This window comes from Spirosoma knui (genome assembly GCF_054780635.1).
Genome location: NZ_BAAGVY010000003.1, coordinates 23856 through 38835, shown reverse-complemented (window position 1 = coordinate 38835; position 14980 = coordinate 23856). Strand labels below are relative to the sequence as shown.

The 14980-nt window shown below is 51.4% G+C and carries 13 protein-coding genes; 7 read left to right on the top strand and 6 right to left on the bottom strand.

All coding sequences use genetic code 11. From position 1 onward, the window contains the following. Complete coding sequence (locus ACYVIY_RS08825) at nucleotides 1-867, top strand: hypothetical protein (protein ID WP_460975958.1); 867 nt, start codon at nucleotides 1-3, stop codon at nucleotides 865-867. Nucleotides 868-873: 6 nt separating this feature from the next. On the opposite strand, the gene ACYVIY_RS08820 is transcribed toward ACYVIY_RS08825, so the two are convergent. Further along, nucleotides 874-1761: an SDR family oxidoreductase gene (locus ACYVIY_RS08820; RefSeq protein ID WP_460975957.1), complete on the bottom strand. Its 888-nt coding sequence runs from the start codon at nucleotides 1759-1761 to the stop codon at nucleotides 874-876. 146 nt (nucleotides 1762-1907) lie between these two features. Between ACYVIY_RS08820 and ACYVIY_RS08815 the strand changes: the two genes are divergently transcribed. Then, on the top strand, nucleotides 1908-3869 hold the full coding sequence (locus ACYVIY_RS08815) for a sialate O-acetylesterase (RefSeq protein ID WP_460975956.1): 1962 nt from the start codon (nucleotides 1908-1910) through the stop codon (nucleotides 3867-3869). Between the two features lie 66 nt (nucleotides 3870-3935). On the opposite strand, the gene ACYVIY_RS08810 is transcribed toward ACYVIY_RS08815, so the two are convergent. From ACYVIY_RS08810 to yidD, 3 genes are all read right to left on the bottom strand, one after another. After that, nucleotides 3936-4334 (bottom strand): DUF4174 domain-containing protein, encoded by a 399-nt coding sequence (locus ACYVIY_RS08810; RefSeq protein ID WP_460975955.1) that lies wholly within the window; start codon nucleotides 4332-4334, stop codon nucleotides 3936-3938. 119 nt (nucleotides 4335-4453) lie between these two features. Then, nucleotides 4454-4831, bottom strand: coding sequence for a co-chaperone GroES (locus tag ACYVIY_RS08805; RefSeq protein ID WP_460975954.1), 378 nt, complete (start codon nucleotides 4829-4831; stop codon nucleotides 4454-4456). Nucleotides 4832-4969: 138 nt separating this feature from the next. Beyond that, nucleotides 4970-5182 (bottom strand): membrane protein insertion efficiency factor YidD, encoded by a 213-nt coding sequence (gene yidD, locus ACYVIY_RS08800; RefSeq protein ID WP_460975953.1) that lies wholly within the window; start codon nucleotides 5180-5182, stop codon nucleotides 4970-4972. A gap of 95 nt (nucleotides 5183-5277) precedes the next feature. Between yidD and lgt the strand changes: the two genes are divergently transcribed. Beyond that, nucleotides 5278-6132 carry a prolipoprotein diacylglyceryl transferase gene (gene lgt / locus ACYVIY_RS08795; protein WP_460975952.1) on the top strand — a complete coding sequence of 285 codons (855 nt, stop codon included), beginning with the start codon at nucleotides 5278-5280 and terminating at the stop codon, nucleotides 6130-6132. A gap of 173 nt (nucleotides 6133-6305) precedes the next feature. Then, complete coding sequence (locus tag ACYVIY_RS08790) at nucleotides 6306-6926, top strand: transposase (protein WP_460975951.1); 621 nt, start codon at nucleotides 6306-6308, stop codon at nucleotides 6924-6926. A 66-nt stretch (nucleotides 6927-6992) separates the two neighbouring features. Here ACYVIY_RS08790 and ACYVIY_RS08785 read toward each other — a convergent pair whose 3' ends face one another. Continuing rightward, nucleotides 6993-7940, bottom strand: coding sequence for a carbohydrate kinase family protein (locus ACYVIY_RS08785; RefSeq protein WP_460975950.1), 948 nt, complete (start codon nucleotides 7938-7940; stop codon nucleotides 6993-6995). 87 nt (nucleotides 7941-8027) lie between these two features. Continuing rightward, nucleotides 8028-9404 (bottom strand): MFS transporter, encoded by a 1377-nt coding sequence (locus tag ACYVIY_RS08780; protein WP_460975949.1) that lies wholly within the window; start codon nucleotides 9402-9404, stop codon nucleotides 8028-8030. Between the two features lie 122 nt (nucleotides 9405-9526). Here ACYVIY_RS08780 and ACYVIY_RS08775 point away from each other — a divergent pair, with 122 nt between their 5' ends. From ACYVIY_RS08775 to ACYVIY_RS08765, 3 genes are all read left to right on the top strand, one after another. Further along, nucleotides 9527-10963 (top strand): BamA/TamA family outer membrane protein, encoded by a 1437-nt coding sequence (locus tag ACYVIY_RS08775; RefSeq protein WP_460975948.1) that lies wholly within the window; start codon nucleotides 9527-9529, stop codon nucleotides 10961-10963. A 138-nt stretch (nucleotides 10964-11101) separates the two neighbouring features. Beyond that, the gene (locus tag ACYVIY_RS08770; protein ID WP_460975947.1) at nucleotides 11102-12700 is read left to right on the top strand and encodes a hypothetical protein; all 1599 of its coding nucleotides are present in this window, start codon (nucleotides 11102-11104) and stop codon (nucleotides 12698-12700) included. A 305-nt stretch (nucleotides 12701-13005) separates the two neighbouring features. Next, on the top strand, nucleotides 13006-14973 hold the full coding sequence (locus ACYVIY_RS08765) for an SPFH domain-containing protein (RefSeq protein WP_460975946.1): 1968 nt from the start codon (nucleotides 13006-13008) through the stop codon (nucleotides 14971-14973). The last annotated feature ends 7 nt before the right edge of the window (nucleotides 14974-14980 follow it).

The following is a 14980-nucleotide window of genomic DNA, read 5'->3' as shown; positions in this document are numbered from 1 at the left end:
ATGATAAAACGCTACTTTCTATATTTCCTGCTCGGTCTAGTCGCACTGCCTGCCTGTGGGCAGAATGTAGCCGACTACTACCGGCTTCCGGACCGTAGCCAGCAATATGATCGGCTGTTGTCGCGGTACGGAGGGCCTACCATTCGTGATCGCTGGTACGTAGCTCTCGACGGTTTCCTGCGGACCGACAAAGCGGGGCTAGATAACTCATTTAATGGGTTGATCCAAAGTGATCGGGTCACCAAGTTCGGCGGATCGGTCGTTATTGGCTGGGCGTATCGCGAACGCTGGATGGTGGAAGGCGGCTACGCCCGGACGCCCATTCATACGCAGGTTTCGGTCAGTAATGGAAATTCTCCGCTGGTTTTTCGCTATACGAACGACCGAAATGCCTTTGTGCTTAGAGGAAAGCGCCTGTTGTTATCCACGAGCGGTCCCTGGCTGCGGTCTGGTTTTTGGGTAAGCGGAGGCATGTGGTTAATCCCAAATAATGGTCAGCAGGAAGGCCGGTTTCTTCTGGTTGGCTACAATTACCACGGTCGCCAGGAAACGCCGGACACGCTACGGCTGAACAGCCAGACGCAAACAAATTCACGGATGTCGGTGCTGGCCGAAGTTGGCGCTGAATACAACATCCGGTTAAGCAACAAGGTTGATCTGGGTTTGTCGGCCCGTAAGTATTGGGGACTGGGTAATTCAATAACTACTGATGTTGCGTATTCAGTGAACCAGACGCTGATGCAGCGGGCGCAGTTGCAGGGAACGGGCACCGGCATGAGTTACGGTTTCACCCTACGCTATACCTACGCCATGCGTCGTAACTTAACCAAGGTACTCGACGTACAGGGCAAGCCGCGAATTCGCTAGCACAGTTTACAGGCTCCACACGTTCCGGTAGTCATTGACAAACTGCTGAAACGTAGTAGGCCGACGACCTAATAGTCGTTCGGTTTCGTCGGTTAAACGGGCCGCTTTGCCAAGCTTCGACACCGTATACAAGGCAACCATCATCAGCACGAAACCCAGCGATAGCCGTTCGCGCTGCCATTTGCGCCAGATAAACTGAAGAATAGATGGGTTGCGATACGCGATTGTCCGTCCAAGTACCTTCGACAAAATCGCAGCTACTTCGCCATATGTCAACGCTTCCGATCCGGTTAACTCGTAGCTTTTATTTGCGTGTTCGCTGATTGGGCTCCGCAAGATCAGAGTCGCAACTGCGCCTATATCCCGCACATCCACAAAACTGGTCCGGCCGTCGCCCGCCGGAATAAACAGTTCGTTACGTAGCCGAATCTCATCGCGGTGTGTGGTACTTAAGTTTTGCATGAAGAAGCTGGGCCGCAGGAATGTAAACGTCAAACCGGCTTCGACAATCAGTTTTTCAATTTTATGATGGGGCGTAACGGGGTTGTTCTCTACGCCTTGTAACGATAAAAAAACTACCTGCCTTACCCTAGCCTGTTTTAAGGCTTCGATAAACGGTTTGAAAATGGTGTCTACGTCGGCTAACTGGGGTGGACGTACGAGTAGTACCCGGTCAACGCCCTGTAAGGCCGGAGCAAAGGTGCTTGTATCCGTAAAATCTAAGTAGACAAAGCTATCGGGTTGGGGAGCGGAAGATTGTTTTTCGTCAGTCGGCGTACGAATGGCGGCCACTACTTCAAATGACCGCTGGTTCGAGTGCCGGATCAGTTCCCGTATCGTTTCCCGGCCAACAGTACCGCTGGCTCCTGTAATCAGTATACGCTCGGGTAGCACAGTCAGATCGGCGAATTAAAGAGATAACCGTATTTTAGCAGCCATAAGCCAAGCCGGATCAGCTACCGTTGTCAAGGATGCCGTTTGCTAACCAAACCGAATCTTGACTTTGCTTGAATACACATATCTAGTAAATCCTGTAACCCATGAAAAGTTTTAAATGGCCGCTTTTCTTATTGTCTGTACTAAGCGCGCAGAGTGCATTGGCCGAGGTGCGTTTGCCGAAGGTATTTGGGTCGCACATGGTGTTGCAGCGCCGTAAACCTCTGCCGGTCTGGGGATGGGCCGACGCAGGCGAAAAAGTAACGGTTACCTTGAACAATCAGGTTAAAACCAGCAAAGCCGGTGCAGATGGAACCTGGCGGCTTACGCTCGACCCAATGGAGGCCGGAGGGCCTTATCAGCTTGTTGTAAAAGGCAGGAAGAACAGCATTTCGGTAGATGACGTGCTGCTGGGCGAAGTATGGGTTTGTTCCGGCCAATCGAATATGGAGTGGCCGTTGAGTGCCGCAGCAAACGGGTCGAACGAAATCAAGGCGGCTAACTTCCCGCAGATCCGGCAGTTGGCCGTTAAAAAAGCGATGAGCCTAACGCCTAAAGATGATATCGACGGCGAGTGGACGGTCTGCAGCCCGGCTACCGCGTCTGGCTATACGGCGGTTGGCTATTTTTTCGCTAAACAACTACAGCAGGAACTCAACGTGCCGATTGGCTTAATTAATACGTCGTGGGGCGGAACGCATTCCGAAACCTGGACAAGTCGCAAGGCCTTGAGCCAAAATACTGATTTGAAGGCCGTGGTCGATAAACTGCCGGGTACGTATGAAGAAGTGGTGCAGCGTGGAAAAGAACGCATCAACGCGCTACTGCAACGCCAGCAGGGCGGCTTGCCAACCCCTGCAGACAAACAAGCGTGGGCCAACCCAACGACTGACGTAACATCCTGGAAAGTTATGTCGGTGCCGGGCGACTGGGAATGGAAGGGACTGCCAACCCTGGACGGCGTAGTGTGGTATCGGCGGGAAATAATCATTCCGGAACGTAGCGATCTGACCGCGAAAGCAACCCTGCACTTCGGGTCAATTGACGATGATGATTCAACGTATGTGAATGGTCAGTTCGTGGGCAGCACAAAAGGGCTCGATGCGCGTGCCTATGCAATACCTACTGGCTTACTTAAGCCGGGACGTAATGTCATTGCCGTTCAGGTTGCCGATAATGGCGGAGCCGGAGGGTTGATGGGAGACCCCGGAAAAATGCGCCTGGCCATTGGTAGTACTGACGTACCGTTGGCCGGTGATTGGCAGTATCGTGTCGCTCATGTTGCGCCCTCCTCGTTTAACCCCGGTCCGAATGCGTTTGCTACACAGCTGTTCAATGCGATGCTTCATCCGCTGGTCCCTTACGGCATAGCGGGAGTTATCTGGTACCAGGGCGAGTCAAACGCTGGTCGGGCCTATCAGTACCGTCAGGCGTTTCCCTTAATGATTCAGGATTGGCGACAACACTGGGGTGAGGAGTTTCCGTTCCTCTACGTACAACTGGCCAGTTTTAACGCTGCCAACGGCGACAGCCGACGCGGAAGCACCTGGGCTGAATTACGCGAAGCGCAGACGATGACGCTTAAGCTTCCGAAAACTGGCATGGCCGTTACGTCCGATATCGGCGAGCCGGACGACATTCACCCGAAAAACAAGCACGACGTGGGCAAACGGTTAGCGGCCGAGGCTATGCGGGTGGCTTACCAGAAAACGGGCGTGAGTGCCTGGCCGATGCTGAACAACGTAACAGTTGATGGTAACCGGGCCATTGTCAGCTTTCAGAATCTTGGGGCTGGGCTACGGGTGAAGGATAAATACGGGTATTTGAAAGGCTTTGAAGTTGCGGGTGCCGACAAAAAGTTTTACTACGCCAAGGCCGATGTGCAGGGGAATACGGTGGTGGTGCATAGCGATTCAGTGACAGCCCCGGTAGCGGTCCGTTATGGCTGGGCCGACGACAACAGCGATGTAAACTTATTTAATCAGGAGGGCTTCCCGGCCGTTCCGTTTCGTACCGACACGTGGCCTGGCATTACAGAGGCTGCTAAATTCAACGAAGGTCAGTAACAGTACAGCTTAGCGGTTTGATAACTGCTAAACGTAATTATCAAATCGCTAAGCTGGAACAGGGGTTTACTCATGTTTTGTTTCCTGCTTCCGCATCGGCATACTGTCGATTAGGCGGAATAATTCGGCCGTGTCGACTGGCTTTTTGTAGGTTTGTTTGATACCCCCGTCTTTGCCAATCAGCCACCCTACGAAGTCGTCGGCTGGGTTGAGTTTATAATCGTGCATCAGGAACTGGCGGTCTGGCTCAGGCAGCAGCGACGCAACCAGGACAATGACATCGAGTTCGCGATCGGCCAGCCCATCCCGTTCTTCGTTCAGTGCTTCCTGCTGATCAATAATGTAGTGTTGAGCGTCATCGCGGCCATAGAGCAACAATACGCGCCGGTGGTCTTTCTTTTCGTCCAGAATGGCTCTGAGCGATTTCTTTTGATTTGCTACGCTTTCCATACCAAGAGTTAGCATGATTAATAATGCTGTTAAACTCATCAACCAACGGCTTCGCATAGTGTTTAACGTAACGCGACGCAGACGTCGCAATTTGAGTATGGGTTCGATGTAAAACGGTCAACCTATCCGGCTTTCTACACCAGATCTTCAGAGCGCTCCAGCATCAGTATCGACGCCTGTGGCACAATGACGTACTGCTCGCCTTCGTACTGCAATTCGATAGCGTTACGTTGTAAGTACAGCGCCACATCGCCTTCCTGCGCCTGAAGCGGCATGTATTTCACTTTCTCTTCGGTTTCTTTCCAGGGCTCATCTTCGGTCGGTGCCGGGATCGGATATCCGGGGCCTACCTTTATAACATATCCCGACTGGACTTGTTCTTTTTCCTGTACGGTAGGGGGCAAATACAGGCCACTGGCTGTACGATCCGTCGGATCTTTCGGTTTGATCAATACCCGGTCGCCCACAATGATCAGGCGTTTTAACTTGTTATCGGCAGTAATTCCAATCATAATCTGTCAGTAAATCGGTTGAATAAGGCAAGTCAGTTCGTGAATCGGCCTGTCAAAAATCGGGCGTAACTGACAAATGGGTCAAGTTGTCAGGATCTGGAGAGGCCGAACGGATAAGCTGACTGGTAAACAGGGTTTTTAAGGCACAGGATCGTAGCCGTGACCACCCCACGGATGACATCGGCTTATGCGTTTCAGGCCCAGCCAGCCACCGCGCACGGGGCCGTGTTTTTGAATGGCCTCCACCATATACTGCGAACAGGTGGGTGTATAGCGGCAGGCATTCGGGAAATACGGCGACACCACGGCCTGATAGATTTTTACCAGGCCAATCAGTAACGACTTTATCATATACCGCTCAACACGAAAACACCCAAAAACTTTCCCGAATCCTTATCTTTGCCCGCCGTCGCTGGTGACCGGGCGGTTTTGACACTGATCTTGTTATGCTGCAGTACGTAATTTGGGATGTTGATCCCGAAATATTTCACATTGGCTCATTCTCGGTTCGTTGGTATGGGCTCCTGTTTGCTTTAGGGTTTCTGATCGGGATGCAGATTATGACCTATGTCTTTAAACAAGAAGACAAGCCAGTTACCGATACAGACTCGTTGCTGATCTACATGGTCGTGGCCACGATCATCGGGGCGCGGTTCGGGCACTTTCTCTTTTACGAACCCGAAGTACTCTTCAAAAATCCACTCGAAGTGATTCTGCCGCCCTACAGAGGCTTAGCCAGTCATGGAGCGACCATCGGCATTCTGACAGGCTTGTGGCTGTATTCGCGCCGAAAGTCAAGTCTGGAGACAGGGCAAACCTTTTTGTGGGTAACCGACCGTATTGTGATTACAGTGGCGCTGGCTGGAGCCTGCATCCGGTTTGGCAATCTGATGAACTCCGAGATCGTGGGTCGTCCGACGGACGTACCCTGGGCGTTTATTTTTCTGAATAACTCGGAGTACGAAAAAATACCCCGCCACCCGGCTCAGTTGTATGAATCGCTGTCGTGTCTGGTTCTGTTTTTTATCCTGCTCTGGTTTTGGAGTCGCTACAAGGAGCGTACGCCACGGGGCAGTATGCTGGGTATATTCCTGATTTGGGTGTTCGGGTTGCGGTTTTTCTATGAATACCTGAAAGAAAACCAGGTTCCCTTCGAAGACAGTCTGCCGTTGAATGTTGGCCAGATTTTAAGTATCCCAGCTGTATTGCTGGGCGTTTACTTCCTGATTCGCAGCTATCGGAACCAACATAAAATACCGCTTAATACGAACTCGGCTCCAACGCGGACAGGAACAGTTTAGACGGGTCCTGTTCCAATTTCTCGGTAGATAGTAATCCTCGAATAGCCCGGTAAAACCCACAAGGGTTTACGCATATACAAAGGTGAACGCTTACTCAATAGTTTGAAGGGCGTATGAACGAAAGCGGTATTTTACGATCCATTTTCGCGTCAGTCCTACAAACCCTTATTACAATGCGTATACATTCTTATTTACTGTCGGGCACTCTGCTCGCTGTTACGTTATTATCCGGCTGTTCGGGCAGCAAGGAAGACGAGCAAAAGGATCAGGAATCTGTATCGACCTTAGGAGCGCTGAGCGCCATGAAAGAAATGGCGAATCAGGCGGAAGAACTTCAGAAAAACGGGCCGGTTGAAGCCGTTGATTTTCGATCGTTGAAGGAGTTGCTGCCCGCCGAAGCCGATGGATTAGCCCGTAAGGAAGCTACGGGAGAAAAGAACGGGGCAGCCGGTTTTGTTATATCGACCGCTACGGGAAAGTACGCTAATGCCGACGATACCGAAACCGTTGAAATTTCGATTGTAGACGGTGGCGGAACGGCCATGATGATGGGCCTCGCAGCCTGGTCAGCAATCGAAATCGATAAAGAAACCGCTGACGGCTACGAGAAAACCGACAAGTTAGGCGATCATAAATCGTACGAGAAATACGATAATAGCAGCAAAGACGGTGAGATTGCCGTACTTGTTAATAAGCGTTATATAGTTTCTGCTAAAGGACATGGCGTGAGTATGGACAAGCTCAAAGCAACCGTGGAAGATATAGACCTGCCTAAGCTGGCTGCCTTAAAGTAACTGACCCTTCGCGTAGATAATCCTGGTTAAAAGACAGGCCCCGTACTAACTGCGGGGCCTGTCTTTTTATTGAAACGTATCGTAAATCGCTTTTCGGTTGACAGAATCGGGCAATGGCCCTTGCCGGCCTAATTTCATTTTTGCCATTGCCGCTCCGGCACTAGCGCAGTTAGCCGGTGCATAGCCGTCGAGGTGGGCGGTAAGAAACCCGGCCCAGTACGCATCACCAGCCCCGGTAACATCAACTACATCGATTTTCCGGCCCGGTATTCGGGCTTGTTTTGTGCCGTGTTCGTACGACACAATGCTGCCGTTGGGGCCTAGTGTCAGGCATACCAGCAACGCTCCCATCTGGTGAAAATCGCTGAAAACCCGTTCGGGTGACTGCGCTTCGCCGTACAGCCGTTCTGTATCGTCTTCGCTTACTTTGACTAGAGCACCCGCTGAGCAATAATCTTTTAACACCTCCCAGGCCCGTTCGCGGTCAGGCCAGATGGTCGGGGCGTAATTCGCATCAATGCTCACCTGACAGCCCGCTAGTCGGGCACGATGGGCGGCATCTACAATTACGTTCTGGGCGGGCTGGCGGCTTAGCGCAAAGCAGGTTGTATGAAAAATGTGTGCCTGCTGCAGTAATGTATCGGGCAACTGCTCGACGCGTAATTGCGCATCTGCGTGGCGGTAGGCCACAAAATCGGGCGTACCAGCCGTGCGGGACACAAGAACAATACTGGTTGGCTCCAGTGGGTCAGCAAGTACGTACTCTGTATTTACCCCCGCTTCGGTTACCTGCCGAAGCAGATACCGGCCAATGTTGTCGTTTCCTACGCAGGCAACTAATGCGGCTGAGTTACCCAGGCGAGCCATGTTAGCCGCCATATTTGCCGGGCTACCGCCCTGATACCGGCGAAAATCCTGGGCATCGAGCAGGCTAGTGGAAACGTAATGACTTATGAAATCGGCTAACAACTCGCCAACAGATAATACGGCGAATGGACGGGTAGTTGTGGTCATCTGAGTCTAAACAGGCATACCTCAGCGCTATTGGTCGAACCCAACCCAAAAGCTGAGGCATGACAAATGTAAAGAACTGTTCAGAAATTAGTTTCCACCGGGTTCAATCGGTAAGGCTGCGGCTTCGCTTTGTGGCGTTTCTTTCACCAGAAAACAAGCTCCTGCTGCTAACAGCAAACAAACACCGCATAATACAAGCGCGTTGCGGGGGTCGCTGCCCAACAGGCTATCGTACAAAAATGGGACCGTTACCATGTTCACAATTTGTGGCACTACAATGAAACCATTGAATAAGCCCATGTACACGCCCATTCGTTCGGCCGGAACAGAAGTCGAAAGCATTACGTAAGGCATAGATAGAATCGAGCCCCAGGCTAAGCCCACCATGGTCATACCAATCAGGAAATAGCTTTTATCCTCGCCAAGCAGCATAGACATAAACCCTAATCCACCTAACGTTAGGAACAGTGCATGCGTACCCCGACGGCCCAATCGTTTCGCGATGGCGGGCAAAAAGAACGAGATGCCGAAGCAGCCGACGTTGAACAATGCAAAGCAATCGTTCCCTACCTCAATGCCTCGTTCAAAACCTGGTGATTGAGCGGTGGGTGCGTTAAAAGCGTGACGCGAAATGGCCAGCGACAGGTATTGCCACATCAGCGGTAGGCCGTACCAGGTAAAGAACTTCACCCACCATAGCTGCTTCATCGTTGCGGGCATATCACGCAGGGCATGAACGACTTCGCCAAAGGCTTTGAACACGCCACTGCCTTCGCGCTTTTCGCGTTCAAACGCAGCCATGTCCTCCGGCGGATACTCGTCGGTGGTATACATGGTCCACAGAACAGCCGCCACAATGGCTACGGCCCCAATGTAAAACGACCAGCGCGTAATGTCTGGAATGGCATTGGCTCCGGTAGCCACCATAGTCAGGCCGAAGAACGGCAGGATGCGCGGCATCAAATTGGCCAGTGTTTGTCCAAATCCTACGAAAAAGCTTTGCATGGCAAACCCAATCGTGCGCTGCTCCGTATTTAGTTTATCGCCGATGAATGCCCGGAACGGCTCCATCGATACGTTAAGACCCGAATCCAGAATCCACATCAGGCTGGCCGCCATCCATAAACTCGATGAGTTGGGCATCAGTATGAGCGCAATGCTGGTAATAATCGCTCCAATCAGGAAAAAAGGCTTTCGGCGGCCCCAGCGCGGTGACCAGGTTCGATCGCTCAGAGCTCCGATAATGGGCTGGATAAGCAGGCCCGTTACGGGACCGGCCAGCCACAAGGCAGGAATTTCGGACTCGTTGGCGTTGAGATACCGAAAAATCGGACTCATGTTCGCCTGCTGGAGACCGAAGCCATATTGAATGCCAAAAAAACCGAAGCTCATGTTCCAGATTTGCCAGAAACTGAGCTTTGGTCTAAACACCTTCGTCGGTGTCTGTATTTTTTCGGTTTGCATACACTATATACGTTTGAATAGGCTTCGGGGCGATATTAAACAGGACAACAATAATACGTACCGATTTGAAGCATATATAGAAATTGTTGGCTTATTTTTTTGGAAAAGGTGTAAATTTGAGAATGATTCCAAAGAACTGGCCGCCAGTCGTTTTCCTGCTGACGGCATTTTTATTGTCTTCTCTAACGAGATGGGCCGATGCAGCCATCGACTCGACCCGGTCGGTCCTTGTTCAGTCGGTAACGCTGCAGGGAAACTACCGAACGCGCGACCGGATTATTCTGCGGGAGATGACCTTACACACGGGGGATACCATCCGGCTGGCCGATCTGCCCGGGCGGATTTCCTGGGATCAGCGTAATATCAACAACACGAATCTGTTCGTCACCGTCGACGTCGCTACGCAGCTAACCGTGCCTGCCGATACGACGCAGATGCCACGATTAGACCTGACGGTAACCATGAAAGAACGGTGGTACGTTATTGCCTATCCCGTTTTTGATCTGGCCGACCGAAATTTCAATGAATGGTGGTATGACCGAGGGCACGATTTCCGCCGAACTATCTATGGGGGACGTCTGAGCTATCGGAACGTAACGGGTACCAATGACCGGCTACAGATTGAGGTGATACGGGGATTTCTGCAAAAAACGGTTTTGTCCTACAGCAAACCGTACATAGATCGGGCTCAAAAGATTGGCTTTCGGGTCGAGATGGGATATCTAACTAACAACGAAATCCCATATCGGACCAATGCCGATAAGTGGGTTTATGTAAAATCTGAAGAAACGTTACGTGAACGGCTGTACGCGGGGGTAACCTTAACGAATCGACACGGCCTGTACCACTACCACGTTGTCGAAGCCCGTTACAATCGAAATACAATTGCCGATACGGTTGTACAGCTCAATCCGGACTATTTTTTGGATGACCAGACTCGCCAGCGTTACCTCTCGCTGGGTTACGCCTACCGGTACGATCGTCGTGACAACGTTGTCTATCCCTTGCAGGGCACATTGATAACGGGCGGGATTGGCGTAATGGGACTGCTACCGAACGACAATTTTCACTTCCTCGATATGGCGGCCTCCATTACCCGGTACTGGGCGCTTGGCAAGAATTTCTACGCGGCTGGCAGCCTGCGTGGCCGCACGACCTGGCCAAATCGACAGCCCTATTTTAATCTGCGCGGCCTGGGAAGCTCGTCCGATATGGTGCGCGGCTACGAGTTGTACGTAGTGGATGGGCAGCGAACGGCCATCTGGCGAAACAGCCTGCGTTATCAGTTATTCAACGTGCGAAAAGAACTCAACTGGCTTCATATACGCCAGTTCAATACCCTGCCGATTGCCGCCTACGTAACGATTTTCGGCGATGCTGGCTACGTCAGGAGCACCGTGGCCGAACAATATCAGAGCCAACTGGCCAATCGATTGCTAGCTGGTACGGGCCTGAGTCTCGATGTCGTAACGTTTTATAATCTGGTTTTTCGCTTCAGCGGCACCATCAACGCCCAGGGTAAGACCGGCTTCTTCTTCAATCTGGCCTCCGAATTGTAAATCTCCATCCAGTGAGGTAGCAATCCTGCAAATTAAGCCGGAGTGTATTTAGCAACAGCTTTTGGCAACTGAGTTGCGTAAAGATCAATAAATTGCCTTGTTTGAGTCTGCATTGCCCTTGAGCCTACATTATTGTTTATGCCGAATTTTACGTATTCCGCTTTTGCTTCCAGTTCCCGCCCATCACTTCGCCTTTTTCATTTCCTTTCGCGACGAATAAGCTTATCGATCATTTTGCTGGTCTTTAGTCAGTTGGCAGTTGCTCAGGTTGCTCCCGCAGTCAACTGGAAGAAAACCCTGGGCGGGTCAAATAACGATCAGGCTCGTGGTATGGTCGCTGCCCCGGACGGGGGCTACGTAATAGTGGGCGGTACAGAGTCGAATGATGGCGATGTGACAGGCAACCACGGTAACGCTGATTTCTGGGTCGTTAAACTGGATGTGAACGGTAACCGAGTCTGGCAAAAAACCTTCGGTGGATCGAAGAATGACATTGCCTATGCCGTGACCACAACCTTGGACGGAGGGTATGTGGTCGCGGGCAGAACCGAGTCGAATGATGGGGACGTAACGGGTAACCACGGTGGCGCTGATTTCTGGGTCGTTAAACTTGACGGCAATGGCAATATGATCTGGCAGAAAGCCTTGGGCGGATCGAGGGATGATTATGCAAATGCGGTGATCGCGACTTCGGATGGGGACTACGTATTGGCGGGTACTGCCGGATCGAATAACGGAGACGTAACCGTTAATCGTGGATTTACTGACTATTGGGTGGTTAGGCTGGATGGCAATGGCAACAAACTTTGGCAGAAAACCTTTGGCGGGTCCCACGATGACTTCGCTACTACCATAACCGCTTCCGCTGACGGAGGATATTTAGTAGGCGGACAAGTCTATTTTAATGATGGAGACATAACGGGCTTCCATAAAGATCCCACTGACTCCTGGTATTACGCTGACTATTGGTTAGTCAAGCTAGATGAGTCGGGCAACCTTATCTGGCAGAAAGCGTTGGGAGGAAAGGACGCTGACCTTGTTAGTCAGGTTATTGCCACTACCGATGGCGGATATGTATTAGCCGGACAGACGTACTCCAGAGATGGAGATGTAAGCGAAGAAAATAATCACGCATCGTTTAGTTTTCCGGACGCTTGGGCAGTTAAGCTAAATAGTGCAGGTAGCATCATTTGGCAAAAGGTTTTAGGCGGCCTATATAGTGATCATTTGAGTGCGGTAACAATTACGGCCTATGGGGAATACGTATTTGCAGGTGCAATCAGTTCTGATCCCTTGGCAGGCACAATAAACGGTTTTGACGCTTGGGCCGTCAAGCTGGATGGGGCTGGAAACTTGATCTGGCAGAAATCTTTAGGCGGCTCGAAAGGAGACCAGGCGTCTGCGGTGTTGGTGACGGCCAATGGGAACTGCGTACTAGCCGGTGTTACTGCGTCCACGGATGGCGATGTGATCGGCAATCATGGTCTTAACGATTTTTGGGTCGTCAAGCTAGACAGTGCTCCGCCGGCGCCCTGTGTTTCGGTTCAGTCCGGAGACTGGTCAAATCCAGCCACCTGGTTGTGCGGCCGTGAGCCAACGGTTCAAGATGTTGTTACAATTAGTCAGGGTCATGTGGTCACTATTTCCACGAACTCCGCGCAGGCGAAACAGATTAAGCAAAATGGCACCCTTCGGTACGTAAGCAGAGGGGCTAAAATCTTGGTGACTGGTAATTAAAATAAAGGTATCTAACTCAAACCGCCGGATCGTAGCATCACTATCCAGCGGTTATTTTGTTTAAGCATATGTTCAATAATTTCCATCCATCAATTACCAAATCCGATCCGGCCAGCGGGCAACCAATCGTCCAGTTTTAGTATACTGGTTTACTCGTCCTCTCTACTTTTGATACGTCCATTCGACGTATTTATTCTTCCGATGTAGGCCGTCAATTTTCTCCTTCCGCTTACTAAGCCGCTTGAATGCTGCGCTGTATTTCCGCGTACTTTTCGATCATTTCAACCAATTACACCTTTCTTCTCATGGATTTTTTACCCGTATTGTCAACCTGGGCGTGGGTAGTCATGCTCATTCTGGGCGTTGTGCTCTATAAATGGGTGCTTCGCTTTTTGTTCGGGATGGTTATTGTTCCCGAAGACCGAATCGGTCTGGTGACCAAAAAATACGTACTGGTCGGTACAGATCGCGGCCTGCCCGATGGGCGAATTATTGCCACGAAAGGTGAGGCTGGTTATCAGGCCCAAACGTTGGCTCCTGGACTATACTGGTGGATGTGGCCCTGGCAGTACGGCATCACTATGCAGCCGTTTACCGTAATTCCCGAAGGAAAAATTGGGCTGGTGCTCTCCAATGACGGGGCGGAACTGCCGACGGGTAACATTCTGGCCCGGCGGGTTGATTCCGATAATTTTCAGGATACTGAGCGGTTTCTGAATAGTGGAGGGCAAAAGGGTCGCCAAACCAGCATACTGACGCCGGGTACCTACCGAATTAATACGTATGCGTTTACCATAACCATTGCCGACATGACCGTTATTCGGGAGAATATGGTCGGCATCATTACCACCCTCGATGGTGCACCTTTGCAGCCAGGACAAATTGCTGGTAAGAATGTAGAAGGGCATAATAACTTTCAAAACGTCGACTTCTTTCTTCAAAACGGAGGGAATCGGGGCTTGCAGCCGCAGGTAGTGCTGGCCGGCTCATATTACATTAATCCCTGGGCGGTTCAGATTGAAGAGATTCCGATGACTGAAGTTCCCATTGGGCATGTTGGCGTGGTCATTTCGTATATCGGTGAAGATGGCATCGACGTAACGGGCGAGTCGTTCAAGCACGGCAACATTGTTCAGCGCGGCTTCCGCGGGGTTTGGATGGAGCCGCTGGGCCCCGGTAAATATCCGATCAATACGTATACGATGAAGGTAGAAGGGGTGCCAACCACCAATCTGGTGCTGAACTGGGCTAACGCACGAACCGAAGCCCACGCCCTCGACCGGAACCTGTCGACGATTACGGTACGTTCGAAAGACGGGTTCCCGTTCAATCTCGACGTAGCGCAGATTATCCACATTCCGGCGGTTGAAGCGCCTAAAGTGATTGCTCGTTTCGGCAGTATGAATAACCTGGTGTCGCAGGTGCTTGAGCCCACAATTGGCAACTACTTCCGGAACTCGGCGCAGGATTCTGACGTGATTGCATTCCTGAGCACCCGGAAAGAACGCCAGGAGGCCGCTCGTGAGCACATTCGTCAGGTACTGGAAGTTTACAACGTAAACGCGGTGGATACGCTCATCGGCGACATTGTGCCGCCTGATAGCTTAATGAAAACCCTGACCGATCGGAAGATTGCGCAGGAAGAAGAAAAGACCTACGAGACGCAGCGGATGGCGCAGGAAAAGCGGCAGGGAATGGAACGCGAAACCGCCCTGGCCGACATTCAGCGCGAGGTGGTAAAAGCGCAGCAAAGTGTAGAAATTGCCCAGCGTACCGCCGATGCTGCGGTTAAGAAGTCGGAAGGGGAGGCCCGCAGCTTGAAACTACAGGTGGGGGCCGAATCGGAAGCGACTAAGATCCGTGCTGAGGCTAATGCCGAGGCTCGTCGTCGGCAGGCGGCCGCTGACGCAGAAGCAACTAAGCTAACCGCTGATGCCGAAGCCGAACGTATCGCCAAAACGGGTTCTGCTGAGGCTGAGAAGATTCTGGCGATCGGTCGCTCAACTGCCGAAGCGTACGAGCGACAGGTGAAGGCCATGGGCGAAGAGAATTTTACCCGTTTCAAAATCACCGAAGAAATTGGCAAGGGGCATATTCGGGTCATTCCGGATATTGTCATCAACGGAGCCGGGAATGGAACGGATGGCTCTATGAACGGACTAATGGGCTTAAAGCTGCTCGAACAGATCGAAGAACGAAAATCGGGGAAGGCAATCAAAATTGTTGACGTAACGAAGCCTACAGACGCCGTAATCGCTAAAGAAAAAGAATAGACGTAAT

Excerpts from the sequence above, each read along its gene's own strand:
- ACYVIY_RS08825 (WP_460975958.1), top strand. The coding sequence starts at position 1 with ATGATAAAACGCTACTTTCTATATTTCCTGCTCGGTCTAGTCGCACTG.
- ACYVIY_RS08815 (WP_460975956.1), top strand. The coding sequence starts at position 1,908 with ATGAAAAGTTTTAAATGGCCGCTTTTCTTATTGTCTGTACTAAGCGCG.
- ACYVIY_RS08810 (WP_460975955.1), bottom strand. The coding sequence starts at position 4,334 with ATGCTAACTCTTGGTATGGAAAGCGTAGCAAATCAAAAGAAATCGCTC.
- ACYVIY_RS08805 (WP_460975954.1), bottom strand. The coding sequence starts at position 4,831 with ATGATTGGAATTACTGCCGATAACAAGTTAAAACGCCTGATCATTGTG.
- yidD (WP_460975953.1), bottom strand. The coding sequence starts at position 5,182 with ATGATAAAGTCGTTACTGATTGGCCTGGTAAAAATCTATCAGGCCGTG.
- lgt (WP_460975952.1), top strand. The coding sequence starts at position 5,278 with ATGCTGCAGTACGTAATTTGGGATGTTGATCCCGAAATATTTCACATT.
- ACYVIY_RS08790 (WP_460975951.1), top strand. The coding sequence starts at position 6,306 with ATGCGTATACATTCTTATTTACTGTCGGGCACTCTGCTCGCTGTTACG.
- ACYVIY_RS08785 (WP_460975950.1), bottom strand. The coding sequence starts at position 7,940 with ATGACCACAACTACCCGTCCATTCGCCGTATTATCTGTTGGCGAGTTG.
- ACYVIY_RS08780 (WP_460975949.1), bottom strand. The coding sequence starts at position 9,404 with ATGCAAACCGAAAAAATACAGACACCGACGAAGGTGTTTAGACCAAAG.
- ACYVIY_RS08775 (WP_460975948.1), top strand. The coding sequence starts at position 9,527 with ATGATTCCAAAGAACTGGCCGCCAGTCGTTTTCCTGCTGACGGCATTT.
- ACYVIY_RS08770 (WP_460975947.1), top strand. The coding sequence starts at position 11,102 with ATGCCGAATTTTACGTATTCCGCTTTTGCTTCCAGTTCCCGCCCATCA.
- ACYVIY_RS08765 (WP_460975946.1), top strand. The coding sequence starts at position 13,006 with ATGGATTTTTTACCCGTATTGTCAACCTGGGCGTGGGTAGTCATGCTC.